The organism is Brevibacterium permense (assembly GCF_013280495.1).
GTDB lineage: Bacteria > Actinomycetota > Actinomycetes > Actinomycetales > Brevibacteriaceae > Brevibacterium > Brevibacterium permense.
Genome location: NZ_JABSSX010000025.1, coordinates 1 through 13,001 on the forward strand (window position 1 = coordinate 1; position 13,001 = coordinate 13,001).

11 protein-coding genes are annotated in these 13,001 nt (G+C 65.2%); 5 read left to right on the forward strand and 6 right to left on the reverse strand.

What is annotated here, in order from left to right; translation table 11 throughout:
- Nucleotides 1-163 precede the first annotated feature (163 nt).
- Nucleotides 164-1,360, reverse strand: a complete 1,197-nt coding sequence (locus HK353_RS16530) for an MFS transporter (RefSeq protein WP_173157947.1) — start codon at nt 1,358-1,360, stop codon at nt 164-166.
- Nucleotides 1,361-1,478: 118 nt separating this feature from the next.
- On the opposite strand from HK353_RS16530, the gene HK353_RS16535 reads away from it, so the two are divergent.
- Nucleotides 1,479-3,152 carry a DUF885 domain-containing protein gene (locus HK353_RS16535; protein ID WP_173157949.1) on the forward strand — a complete coding sequence of 558 codons (1,674 nt, stop codon included), beginning with the start codon at nt 1,479-1,481 and terminating at the stop codon, nt 3,150-3,152.
- A 13-nt stretch (nt 3,153-3,165) separates the two neighbouring features.
- Nucleotides 3,166-3,933, forward strand: coding sequence for a GntR family transcriptional regulator (locus tag HK353_RS16540; protein ID WP_173157951.1), 768 nt, complete (start codon nt 3,166-3,168; stop codon nt 3,931-3,933).
- On the opposite strand, the gene HK353_RS16545 is transcribed toward HK353_RS16540, so the two are convergent.
- From HK353_RS16545 to HK353_RS16565, 5 genes are all read right to left on the reverse strand, one after another.
- Nucleotides 3,831-4,310 (reverse strand): aspartate/glutamate racemase family protein, encoded by a 480-nt coding sequence (locus HK353_RS16545; protein WP_425350571.1) that lies wholly within the window; start codon nt 4,308-4,310, stop codon nt 3,831-3,833. The two genes, HK353_RS16540 and HK353_RS16545, sit on opposite strands and share 103 nt — an antisense overlap.
- Nucleotides 4,311-4,372: 62 nt before the next feature.
- On the reverse strand, nt 4,373-5,863 hold the full coding sequence (locus HK353_RS16550) for an MFS transporter (RefSeq protein WP_342589972.1): 1,491 nt from the start codon (nt 5,861-5,863) through the stop codon (nt 4,373-4,375).
- 113 nt (nt 5,864-5,976) lie between these two features.
- A complete protein-coding gene (locus HK353_RS16555; protein ID WP_173157958.1) occupies nt 5,977-7,266 on the reverse strand; it encodes an MFS transporter in 1,290 nt (429 codons plus the stop codon).
- Nucleotides 7,267-7,354: 88 nt separating this feature from the next.
- Nucleotides 7,355-8,734 (reverse strand): LLM class flavin-dependent oxidoreductase, encoded by a 1,380-nt coding sequence (locus tag HK353_RS16560; protein ID WP_173157960.1) that lies wholly within the window; start codon nt 8,732-8,734, stop codon nt 7,355-7,357.
- Between the two features lie 58 nt (nt 8,735-8,792).
- Nucleotides 8,793-10,124, reverse strand: a complete 1,332-nt coding sequence (locus tag HK353_RS16565) for an MFS transporter (RefSeq protein WP_173157962.1) — start codon at nt 10,122-10,124, stop codon at nt 8,793-8,795.
- A 312-nt stretch (nt 10,125-10,436) separates the two neighbouring features.
- Here HK353_RS16565 and HK353_RS16570 point away from each other — a divergent pair, with 312 nt between their 5' ends.
- The 3 genes from HK353_RS16570 (at nt 10,437) to HK353_RS16580 (ending at nt 12,874) form a co-directional block, all read left to right on the forward strand.
- Complete coding sequence (locus HK353_RS16570) at nt 10,437-10,967, forward strand: flavin reductase family protein (RefSeq protein ID WP_173157964.1); 531 nt, start codon at nt 10,437-10,439, stop codon at nt 10,965-10,967.
- A 61-nt stretch (nt 10,968-11,028) separates the two neighbouring features.
- A complete protein-coding gene (locus HK353_RS16575) occupies nt 11,029-12,105 on the forward strand; it encodes an Rv2578c family radical SAM protein (RefSeq protein WP_173157966.1) in 1,077 nt (358 codons plus the stop codon).
- 46 nt (nt 12,106-12,151) lie between these two features.
- The gene (locus tag HK353_RS16580; RefSeq protein ID WP_173157968.1) at nt 12,152-12,874 is read left to right on the forward strand and encodes a DsbA family oxidoreductase; all 723 of its coding nucleotides are present in this window, start codon (nt 12,152-12,154) and stop codon (nt 12,872-12,874) included.
- Nucleotides 12,875-13,001 lie beyond the last annotated feature (127 nt).

Here is a 13,001-nt window from a genome sequence, read left to right on the forward strand (position 1 = left end):
ATCTCGACACGACTTGGCGGTCTTGCCCCGATGGAGTATCGGACCAAGACCGCCAATGCCACAGAGGCCGTAACCGCTCTATGCTGACCTCACAGCAGTCCAACTATTGGGGACCACTCCAGCGCGAGGTTGCTGGGCCGCCGTCAGGTAGCAATTAGCGGGATCAGGTGAGGTATTCGCGGCCGGGACGACCGCCTCGGCGACGTCCGTGCACCCACACGTACACGCCGATGGCGACCACGACGAGCCCGGCACAGACCAGGAACATTCCGTTTCCGCCTGTGAACGGGTAGAGGAATCCGAGGACGACCGGGCCGATGCCGGACCCTGCGTCGAGGAGGAGGAAGAAGGACGCGGTGGCCACGGGAACGCGGCTCATCGGCACGGATTTGACGGTGATGGCCTGCATGCACGGCATGAGGGAGCCGAAGCCGAGACCGATGAGCACTCCGGCCAGGACGATCCCCGTCATCGTCGGCCACAGCGCCAGCAGGACATTGCCGACGATATCGGCGATGAAGGCGGGGAAGATCACCGCATTGTCGCCGAGGGTGTCCTGCAGCCGTCCGACGAACAGACGGGCGAACAGGGACGCCACGGCGAAGGCGACGAAGAACAGGGACGCTGCGGAGGCGACGCCGTGTTCGGCCGCATAACCGGCGAGGAACACCAGCGCCGCCGCGTAGGCGGTGCCGGCCAGAAGCATGACCGAGCCGATCCGCAGCCCGTCCCGATCGACGAGGGTGCCGAGTTTGAGCTGCCATTTCGTGCGCCGCTGATAGTCGCTGATCTCCTGCACGGGCAGCCGGATGAGGAAACAGCAGATGAGGGCGAGGACGGACATGAACGCCGAGGCGACGAAGAGCATGACGAAGTCGAACTCGCGGGGCAGAATCACGCCGAGGTACGGTCCGAGCGCCGTCGACAGAGTCGTCGCCGTGCCGAAATATCCGGTGCCCTCTCCCCTGCGGGAGGCCGGGATGATGCTCTGGATGGCCGTCATGATGGCCGTGTTCCCGGCGCCGAAGGCGATTCCGTGGACGATGCGCAGCGTCAGCAGCAGAGTGAGGTCGCCGGCGAAGATATAGGCCAGGGAGGCGAGCACGGAGACCGCCATGGTGATGATGAGCAGTTTGCGCCGCCCGATGAAGTCGAGATACTTCCCGGTGAGCACGCGAGCGACTACGGCACCGACGACGAACGATGAGGAGGCGAAGCCGGCGGCGGCCTCGCCGGCGGAGAACCGCGCCACCGCGTACCCGGCCATCGACGTCATGAGCAGGTAGAAGACCATCGACATCGAAAGGTTGAGCCCGATTCCGACGATGAAGTCCTTCGTCCACAGCTTCGCTCGTGCCACTGGAGATCGGTCTCACTTTCTGCTGCCTGCGGGGAACAGTGACACATTAGCGGGTTCGCGACGATTGCGTGGTCCGGTCCACCGCGGATGTGACTCAGCTCGCGATAGGGTGGTCATCATGACTGTGAAGAGAACCCCCTCCGCCGTCGATGCGGTCGCTGAGGACTACGTCGATGACATGCTTGCCCTCTCCCCCTCTCTCGCCCTCTACCTCGGACTCGACGGTGCACAGGGCTTCGACGACTTCTCGCCGGCCGGACTCTCCGCGCTCAATGACGTCACCGTGCGGACGCTGGCTCGCCTCGATGATGTCGCGGGCTCCTCCGACCTCGACGATGTCGACCTCGTGACCATCGATGCGATGCGTGATCGCCTCGGCGTCGACCGGGACTACTTCGCCGCCGGGATCAAGCACGCCAGCCTCAATGTCATCGAATCTCCGCTGCAGCAGGTCCGCGACGCCTTCGACCTCATGCCCACGGAGACCGTGGCCGATTGGGAGACGATCTCCACCACCCTGGCTGCAGTGCCCGGCTCGCTGGCCGGATACCAGGAATCCCTGGCGATGGCGCGTGACAACGGTCGCGTCGCCGCCCGTATCCAGGTCGAGAAGGTCATCGAACAGGCCCGCGCCCTGGCCGAGCCCGGCAGCAACTTCGATCGTCTCGTCGCCGGTGCCGATGTTCCCGACGCTCTGCGTTCGGATCTCGATACCCACGCCGAGGCGGCCCGCCAGTCCGCCTCGGACCTGGCAGAATTCCTTGGCGAACAGGTGCTGCCCGCCGCCGGAGAAGACGAAGCGTGCGGTCGCGAAGCATACGCGCTGTATTCCCGGGACTTCCTCGGCGCCGAAGTGGACTTCGATGAAACCTATGCATGGGGTCTCGAAGAACTCGAGCGCATCGACGCAGAACAGCGAGAAGTGGCAGAGAAGATCATGCCCGGCGCCGACCTGTTCGAGGTCATGGACGCTCTCAACAACGACCCGCAGCGGACCCTGCACGGCACCGAGGCGCTGCGGGACTGGATGCAGGGTGTGGCCGATGAGGCGATCCGCGAACTCGGCAAGTCCCATTTCGACATTCCCGAACCCGTGCGCACGATCGAGTGCATGATCGCCCCCTCGGCCACCGGTGGCATCTACTACACCGGCCCGACCGACGATTTCTCCCGACCCGGCCGCATGTGGTGGTCGGTGCCCGAAGGCGTCACGGACTTCGCCACCTGGCAGGAGAGGACCACCGTCTACCACGAGGGTGTGCCCGGCCACCATCTCCAAGTCGGTCAGGCCACCTACGTCTCCGACACCCTCAACCGCTGGCGCCGCCTCATGTGCTGGGTATCCGGCCACGGGGAGGGATGGGCTCTGTACGCGGAGAAGCTCATGGCCGATCTCGGGTTCCTCGACGACCCCGGCGACTATCTCGGCATGCTCGATTCGCAGCGGCTGCGTGCCGCCCGTGTCGTCCTCGACATCGGATTCCACCTCGGCCTCGAGGCGCCTGAGAGCCTCGGCGGTGGGACCTGGAACCGGGAGAAGGCATGGCAGTTCCTCACCGACAATGTGGCCATGGACCGGTCGTTCCTGGCCTTCGAGCTCGACCGCTACCTCGGCTGGCCCGGGCAGGCACCGAGCTACAAGATCGGTCAGCGACTGTGGGAGCAGTACCGTGACGAGGCGAAGACTGCGGCGGGTGCCGATTTCGACCTCAAGGACTTCCACACCCGGGCGCTGGGCCTCGGCTCGGTCGGGCTCGATACTCTGGGCCGTGCCATGAAGCGCTCACAGTGAGGTGAGGGACCGGATGAAGTCTGCCGAGAGTCCCCAGTCGGAGACCATGCGAGTCACCGAGGCGCTGCGCAATGAGATCATCGAAGGCCACCGTCGACCGGGTTCGCGGCTCGTCGAACGCAACCTCGCCACGGAACTCGGTGTCTCCAGAGTGCCCATCCGCGAGGCGCTGAAGAAACTCGCCTCGGAGGGGCTGGTGACGAACCGGCCCAACACCTGGTCGACGGTCAGGGAGTTCTCCCCCAGCGACATCGCCGACCTCAACGAGGTGCGCACGGTCTTCGACGTCCTCTCGTTCGAGCTCGCCGCTCAGCGCCATACCCGCGAGGGCCTGGCCCGACTGGAGGCTACGATGCTCAAGGGCCGGGAGCTCGCCGATGCCGGGGACGTCGCCGGTGCCCATCGCTGTGCCGCGGAATTCCATGCCATGGTCACCGAGCTCTCGGGCAATGAGCTCGTCGGCGAGATCGGTGCCCTGCTGGATTCACGGATGCGGTGGCAGCTGAGTCAGCATGATGACCTTGCAGTCGTCGCCACCGAGCATGCCGAGCTCTTCGACGCCATCGCCCGCCGGGATCAGACGCTGGCCGGTTCGCTGGCCGCTCGTCATCTGGGAACGAGTCAGGAGCAGCACGACAAGCATTCGAAGCGGTTGGCCGAGACCGGGCCCGAAGAAGCTCAGGCCGATCCTGCCGCCGCCGATCCCGCCGCAGAGTCAGTCGCGGTGCCTGCCGCAGAGGACGCAGAGCCCATCGCAGCGGATCCGGCCGACGTCGACTGACCGAGCGGCCAGCCGCTGAGCTTCTTCTCACGGGCAGGCGCATAAGTGCGCACCTTCGACGTGCTCAGCCCCAGACCGACGAGAGATTCGGCCAGGCGCACGGCGGCCGCGACCCCGTCGACGACGGGCACGGCACAGCGTTCCGTGATCGTCGCCCCGAGCTCGGCCATCCCACCGCAGCCGAGCACGATGACCTCGGCACGGTCACGGTCGACCGCCTCCGCAGCTTGATCGGTGATCGCTTCGATCGCGGCCTGCGGATTCTCCTCGAGCTCGAGCACGGCCATTTCCGATGCCCGCACGGACACACAGGACGAACGAGCATTTCGCTCGATGGCATACCATTCATTCTCATTGTGACCGTTCCCGCTGGTCATGCCAGTGCGCTTCGTCCTACGCGAAGCGCACTGCTCTGGGCAGTCACCGTTGGTCGCGGGCCTCAGTCTTCGTGCTCGACGTCCTTGGCCGTCGGATCCCAGGCGACGATGCCGACGGCGATCGCACCCGCCAGCGGTGCGCAGGCGACGATCCAGAACACTCCTGTGCCCAGCGAGGCTGCAAGGATCGGGAACATGATGAGTGAGACGATCGAGAAGGCACGCAGGACCGATTGGTTGAAGCCGATGCCGATTCCGCGCAGCCGGGTCGGATACGACAGGGTCGCATAGTTCATGAGGTTGGCACCCGGTCCCCCGGCCTGAGCGAAGACGAACGCAGCGAGCATGGCCACCGCGACGAGGAGGAGAGCCCCGTTCGGGATTCCCACGATCGCCAGTGTTCCCAGCGCCAGGGCTTGGATGACGAATCCGAACAGGGTGATCCTCCGAGTCCCGAAGCGGTTGACGATGCTCATCCCCAGGAGTCCCCCGAGCGTGCCGAAGCCCAGATTGATGACCAGTGAGGCGATGATCGTGATCAGCGGAGTCTGGTGGAAGAGCGTGGTGATGATGAGCGGGGTCCCGTAGGCGACGGCGTTGTAGCCGAACGTCGAGAACACGGACACGCAGAGTGCGACGATCGTGCGGACCCGGTAGCGCGGGGAGAAGAGTTCGGCGAACCCGGACCACCGTCCGCCCTTGGCCGAACTGTCCGAGGCATTCGCGGCCTCAAGTTCCCCCTCGGGAGCGAGTTCGACATTGAGGTTGTGATGGTTGCGCATGACTTCGACGGCGCCGCGCAGATCGCCCTGGTTGGCCAGCCATTCGGGTGATTCGGCAAGGTAGCGGCGACGAACGAGGAGGACGAAGAGCGCGGGCACGGCGCCGAAGCCGACGACGATGCGCCACAGAATGGCATGCTGGTCGTAGGGCAGGGTGATGAAGATGATGAGCACGATGACGTAGCCCATACCGGTGGCGAAGTACCAGGCCGGCGACCAGGCATTGACCCGCTGCGAGCGGTTCCCTTTGCCTTTGAGCTTGGAGAATTCGGCGAGGAAGGCCATCGCCACCGGCAGGTCGAGACCGACGCCGATGCCCATGACGAAGCGGAAGGCGATGAGGACCCATTCGTTCGGTGCCACCGCGCAGCCGATGGCTGCGACGACGAAGAAGACCATATCGGCCATGAAGAGTCGGTACCGCCCGAACCGGTCGACGAGGTAGCCGCCGAAGAGGGCGCCGATGACGGCACCGACCATGATCGAGGCGTTGACGAGTCCGGTCATGAAACCATTGAGGCCGAACTGCTCCTGAATGGCGGTGATGCCGAAGGCCAGGGAGGAGAAGTCGTAGGCGTCCATGAAGATCCCGCCGAGAGCGAGGATGATCACCGCCGTCGTCTTCGTTCCCTGTGAGCCGAATTCAGCGAGGATCGAATGGATATCGGCTGCCGAGGAGACGATGCGCGGATTCTGCGTTCCGGCCTGCCCGTTCTGAGCGGTCGCGGCGGGCGTCTGTGCCGCGTTCGCGGCGGGATCTGGCGAAGTCACAGTCGACAAGTATGGTGTCGCGGCGGCCGGGCGCTCTCACCTGCCGTCACAGTTCGTCACGAACGCCGGGGTGGGCACAGCGCACCCAGGAACCCCGTACTCGGACTCACAGCTCAGTCGAGGCGGTGGCCGCGGCGCTCCGGAATGAGGAACATAGCGAGGAATTGGATGAGGTAGATGATCGGCAGCAGCGCCAGAGCGAAGCCGAAGCCGAGATGCCCTGCAAGAAGGGCGATGACGACCGGGGCCAGTCCCCCGATGGCACGGCCGATGTTGAAGATGACGTTCTGCGCCGTCGCCCTGATCGCCGTGGGATAGAGCTCGGCAAGCAGCGCCCCATGGCCTCCCAGCATTCCGTTGGCGAAGGCGCCCATGAAGAATCCGCCGGCCAGCAGAGCACTCGGATCGGTGAACTGGCTGTAGGCGAGGATGGTGACGATGGCTCCGGCCTGGAAGATCCAGAAGGCGGGACGTCGACCGAGGCGGTCGGCGACCTGGCCGAAGATGAGGATCCCGGCGAGCATTCCCATGACCGTCACCGCCGTCCACAGCGAACCCTTGGTGACTCCCAGATCCATCTGCTCGGACAGGTAGTTCGGCAGCCAGGTGATGATGCCGAAGTAGCCGAAGTTCTGCACGCTGGTGAGAATCGTCAGGGCCAGGGTGATCTTCACCGTGTCCCGATCCTTGAACAGCGCGGCGATCTTCGCACCGAAGGAGGTCGGCACTCCGTCCGTATCGAGGTTCCCACGGGCGACTTCGGCCTCCGTCTCCTCGTGTTCCCGGGCCCGGATGAAGGTCTCCGGCTCCTCGACTCGGCGACGGATGACGAAGGCGAAGACAGCGGGAACGAGTCCGATGACGAACAGTGCCCGCCACCCCCACAGGGCGATGACGGGAGCGGAGACGACGGCTGCGGCGAATACGCCGAGCTGGAAACCCACACCCACCCATGATGTGGCCCGCGCTCGCTGGTCGGCACGCACCGCCTCGGCGGCCAGGGCCATGCCGATGCCGATGCCGAACTCACCGCCGATTCCGATTCCGGCGATGAACCGGTAGGCCGCGAGATCCCAATACCCCTGTGCCAGCGCCGACAGTCCGGTGAACACTGCGAAGATGAGGACCGTCCAGGTGAGCACCCGTACCCGGCCGTGACGGTCAGCGAGGGCACCGAAGACGATTCCGCCGACCACGGCGCCGAGCAGAGTGATCGTCGACAGGGACCCGGCTGCGATGTCGCTGAGCCCGAATGAGGCGATGATGCCCGAAAGGGCGAAGCTGAGAATGAGGAGGTCGAAGCCGTCGAGTCCGTAGCCGACAGCCGCGGCGACGAGAGCTCTGCGCCGGTATCCGCGATCGGCCGGATCATCTGTGGTGGTCAGCGGAGTCGATGCACTCATTCGCGGTCTCAGTTCGGTTCACGGATCGGAAAACGGCCGCAGACCATTATGCCTCACGCCCGTTCCCCGATTCGTCGGACCCGTCCGATCAGACGCGGGCACCCTCGCCGAGGCGGAATCGGGCACCCGTGTGGTCCTCGGCCAGGCGGGGACCGGCGCCGGTGAGCTGCTCGCGCACCGTGGCACCTGCGGTCGGTTCGGGCAGGAGTCCGCGGCGGCGCAGTTCGGGTGAGACGTACTTCGTGAAGCGTTCGGCGTCGGCCGGGCGCACGGCCGCGGCGATGTTGAATCCGTCGATATCGGCTTCGGTCATCCACCGTTCGAACTCGTCGACGATGGTCTCCGGCGATCCGGTGATGACCGGTCCGCGTCCGCCGAGGGCGACGAACTCCGCGAGGTCCCGAATCGTCCAGGGTTTGTCTCCGGCCATGGTGGTGAAGGAGGCGAGCGCGGATTGGTTGGCTTCGGTCGAGACGTATTCGAGGGTGTCTTCGGGGTCGGCTCCCGAGAGGTCGACTCCGGTCCATCCGCCGAACAGGGACAGCGCGGATTCCGTGTCGACGTAGCGGCGATAGTCGGCCAGGCGAGCCTCGGCGGCTTCGTCAGTGTCGTCGACGATGACGGTGGCCAGAGCGAAGATCTTCACCGCGTCACGGGCGCGTCCGCGCTCTTCGAGTCCGTCACGAACCTTGTCGACCCAGCTGCGCAGGATCTTCGGGGTCGGTCCGGAGAAGAAGATCGCCTCGGCGTGGTCGAGCGCGAATTCCTGGCCGCGTTTGGATGCACCGGCCTGGAAGAGCAGCGGGGTGCCCTGCGGTCCGGGGAGGGCGAGCGCCTGACCTGGGACGGTGAAGAACTTGCCGTCGTGGCTGATGTCGTGGACCTCGTTCGGGTCGACGAAGACGTTGGCGTCGGCATCGGCTTTGAGTGCGTCCGGAGTGATCGAGCCCTCGAACAGCTTGTACATGACTTCCATGAACTCATCGGCCCGGTCGTAGCGCTCATCGTGCGGGATCTGGCCCTTGAGCCCGAGGTTGCGGGCAGCGGAGTCGACATAGCTGGTGACGATGTTCCAGGCCACACGCCCGTTCGTGAAGTGATCGAGGGTGGTCAGGGTGCGGGCGAGCAGGTAGGGCTTCTCATAGGTCACCGAGGCGGTCACACCGAACCCCAGTGTCTTAGTGGCTGCGGCCATGGCGGGGACGGCGACGAGGGGGTCGAGCAGTGGGAACTGCACTCCCCCACGGTTCGTGACATCGGCGTTGCCGCCGTACACGTCATAGACGCCGAGGATGTCGGCGAGGAAGAGAGAGGAGAATCCGCCGTCCTCGAGGGTCTTGGCCAGGTCCGTCCAGAAGGACAGCTGGGTGAACTCGTCGACTCTCGATTCCGGGTGGCGCCACAGTCCGGGTGACTGGTGGACCGGGGTCATCATGTCGAAGGCATTGAGCAGGATCGGTTTCGTCATGGGAGTCTCCTCTGTGTGATGGTGCGATGGGTGCGGGCCGATGTATCGGCAGGTACGTTCAGGCCGCGGTGCGGGCGAGCGCACGGGCAGGATCTTTGGCGCCGATGGCGGCGATGAGCGAGAGGGCGCACAGCAGGGTCAGGTAGCCGCAGATGAGCCACGGCGAGTGGCCGCCGGCCACGTAGAGCAGGGCCGCGACCATCGGCATGATTCCGCCGCCGATGACGGTACCCAGCTGGTAGCCCATATTCACGCCCGAGTAGCGGACCTCGATGGGGAACTGTTCGGCGAACCAGGCCGCCTGGGGACCATACACGGCATCGTGGGCGAGATTCATGCCGAGGATGACGACCAGGGGCAGCAGTCCCAGTGGGCCTGCGTCGAGGAAGGCGAAGAAGAACCAGCCGAAGACCGCGATGCCGATGAGTCCGAAGATCGTCACGGGCTTGCGACCGATCCGGTCCGAGGCCCACCCCCATGCCGGCCCGGTCACCAGACCGACCGCCGAGGCGATCATGACGGCTGTGACTCCTGAGGTCGAATCGCCGCGGTTCTCCGCCAGGTAGCTGAGCATGTAGACGGTGATGAGGTAGAAGACGCTGTTCTGTGCCAGGCGCAGTCCGATGGTGACGAGCAGGACCCGCGGATGAGCGGTCAGCACCTCCCGCAGCGGAGCTTTGGCGACCTTTCCGGAGTCCTTGAGCTCCTGGAACTCAGGTGCGTCGGAGACGCCGAGGCGGATCCACAGTCCCAGTGCCACGAGCAGTGCGGAGGCGAGGAAGGGGATGCGCCAGCCGAAGGCCTCGAACGCTTCATCACTCATCAGGTTCTGGACGAGGAAGAAGGAGCTGGTGGCCAGCAGCATTCCCGCCGCCGATCCGATCTGAGTGAAGGATCCGAAGAGACCGCGTCTGCGGGCGGGTGCATGTTCGACGGACAGCAGAGCCGATCCGCCCCATTCGGCACCGGCCGACAGGCCCTGGACGATGCGCAGGACGACGAGGGAGACAGCAGCCCACCAGCCGATGGCGTCGAAGTTCGGGACCAGACCGATGAGCGTCGACGCCGTCCCCATGGACAGGAGGGAGACGACCAGCAGTGCTTTGCGGCCGACACGATCGCCGAGGTGGCCGGCGACGATTCCGCCCAACGGCCGAGCGAAGAATCCGACGGCGAGGGTGGCGAAGGACGCGAGTCGGCTGCCGAGCTCACTGTCGGAGGGGAAGAACTGGACGTTGAAGATCAGGGCTGCGGCGGTGCCGTAGAGGTAGAAGTCATACCATTCGATCGTCGTCCCGGCGAAGGCTGAGGCCAGCACCCGCTTCTTTCCGGACAGGAGCCGCTGCGGCGGGTCCTGGGTGCTCCGTGCGGTGACCGGCGTCTGCGTCATAGGGTTCTCCTCTGCGGCGGGGTTCGGGCGGCTCGCTGCCAGACGAGTGCGTGTTTCGCTGAGCAATCTATGCCCGAACCCCGTCACTGGCCGCACGCTGCCGTCACGCCCCGACTCTCAGCGTCATATGCGGTCACAAGTCGTCTTCATATGACCTCCGCCACGACTCCGGCGCTTCCGCTTTGCAATGATCGACTTCAACGACCTCGACAGACGAACCCGTACTCTTGGATTGCTCAACGGATCAGCTGGCGTCAACGGATCAGCTGGCAATTGAGAGGCCGACGACCACACGAACACAGAGGTGAAGGAATGACACTCTTGGCAGACCGCACCGCACAGTCACCGGCCCCGGTGACCCCCGCAACACCTGAGGCTCTCCGCGAGACCTTCTCCCATTTCCCTCAGGGGGTCGCCTTCATCGGCGCCGAAATCGATGCGGCGCCACTGGGCCTCGTCGCCTCCACCCTCACCGTCGGCGTCTCCCTCGACCCGCCCTTGGTCAGCGTCGCCGTCCAGAACACATCGACCACCTGGCCCACCCTGCGGCGAGCCCCCGAGCTGGGCATCTCCCTCCTGGGCACCGACCAGGAGCACCTAGCCAGACAGTTGGCAGCGAAGGACCGCAGTCGACGATTCACCGGCGTCAGCCCTGAGGTCACGGCCGGAGGCGCGCTGACGATCCCCGGCAGCTCAGCATTCCTCTGGACCCGGCTCTACGATGAGGTCGCGGCCGGCGACCACACCGTGGCCCTGCTCGAGATCCTCGGCACTCGCAATGACGGCGGACCCGAGGCTCTGGTCTTCCACCGCAGTGAGTTCAAAGGACTGCGCGTTTCCTGACACCGCCTGAGCGTCACGCCCCACCCTTGACTCACATTCGAACTCGTGTTCGAATGATGTCATGCGGTGGAACGAAGCGAGCGACAGCACCGACCCCGGCACACCTGTCCTCTTCGGGACGAAGGGACTGGTCCGGTCGGTGCAGACGCCGGAATTCTCAGGAATCACCTTCCACGAGGTGCTGGCGAAGTCGGCGCTGAACAAGGTTCCCCATTCCAGCTCGATGCCTTTCTCCTGGACCGTCAACCCCTACCGCGGCTGCTCACATGCCTGCGTGTACTGCTTCGCCAGGAACACTCATCGATACCTCGATCTCGATTCAGGGACGGACTTCGATCGCCAGGTCGTCGTCAAGATCAATATCGCCGATGTCCTCGCCGCCGAGGTGGCGCGTCCGAAATGGGCGCGAGACCATGTGGCCCTGGGCACGAACACCGACCCCTATCAGCGCGCCGAAGGCCGCTACTCCCTCATGCCGGGGATCATCACCGCACTGGCCGAACAGTCTACTCCGATGTCGATTCTGACCAAGGGCACGCTGCTGCGACGGGATCTGCCTCTGCTGGCCCGCGTCGCCGAAGACGCTCCTGTTGAGATCAGCATGTCGATCGCCGTTCACGACGACGCTCTGCAGCAGAGCCTCGAGCCCGGCACGCCGACGACGAAGGCCAGGCTGGCCACCGTGCGCGCGGCCGCCGAGCTCGGGTTCGATGTCACCGTGTTCATGATGCCGATCATGCCGAAGCTCACCGACGCCCGTGACCACCTCGAATCCGCCCTTCGTGCGATCAAGGACGCCGGAGCCGCACGAGTCGTCTACGGGGCGCTGCACCTGCGTCCCGGCGCCCGCGAATGGTTCTTCGAATGGCTCGAACGCAACCGCCCCGAGCTGCTCCCCCGCTATCGCCGGATGTACGCCGGCTCATCCTATGCCTCGAAGGAGTATCGGCGGTGGCTCAGTGAGCGCATCAACCCCCTCATCGATCGTTATGACCTGCGCGGACGCAGCGATGACGACTACCCTGCGACTTCGAGGATGCGCGGCCGCCGGGACTCGAGCCGAACCCTGCAGAAGACCGGCGCGGCAGCGGCTCCGACGCAGCAGCTCACCGCGCCATCGCAGCAGGCTCTGTTCTGAGCCGGCACAGCGGAATAACCATGAGATGAGCACGGTTGGCATTGATATGAAGATTGAGATCTGGTCGGACATCGCCTGCCCCTGGTGCTATATCGGAAAACGTCGCTTCGAGGATGCCCTCGACGGCTTCGCTCACAGGGACGACGTCGACGTCCAATGGCGCAGTTTCCAGCTCGATCCTAGCCTGCCCGATCACTTCGACGGCACCGAGACCGAATACCTCAGTCAGATGAAGGCCATGCCCGCCGCTCAGGTGCGGCAGATGTTCGACCACGTCACAGAGCAGGCTGCCGGAGTCGGCCTGAACTACGACTTCGACTCGATCGTCGTGGCCAACAGCTTCACCGCCCACCGTTTTCTCCACTTCGCCAAGACCCACGGACTCATGTCCGAGGCCAAGGAGATGCTGCTCTCGGGCCACTTCGAGAAGGGTCGCGACATCGGTGACGTCGACTACCTCGCCGAGGTGGGACGTGAGATCGGCCTCGATCCCGACGAGGTCCGCCGGATCCTCGCAACCGATGAATTCTCGGATGAGGTACGGGCCGATATCAGTGAGGCTCGTTCGCTCGGCGCCAATGGAGTCCCGTTCTTCGTCATCGACCGCAAGTACGGCATCTCCGGAGCCCAACCGGCGGAGGTCTTCTCTCAGGCACTCGAGACGGCTTGGGACGAAGGACAGAAGCTCACGGTGCTCGCCAGCACTTCGCAGTCAGCGGACAAGGACTTCGCCGACGGCGCCGCCTGCGGCCCCGACGGCTGCAACTGACCAAAACACCCCGTATTGCTACCTGACGGCGGCCCAGCCACCGCGCGCGAGGGTGCGGGGCCGCCGGCAGGTAGCAATTGGGGGGGTGGGGTGGGGGCTCAGCGAGAGTCCCTGGTCACGGGCGGGC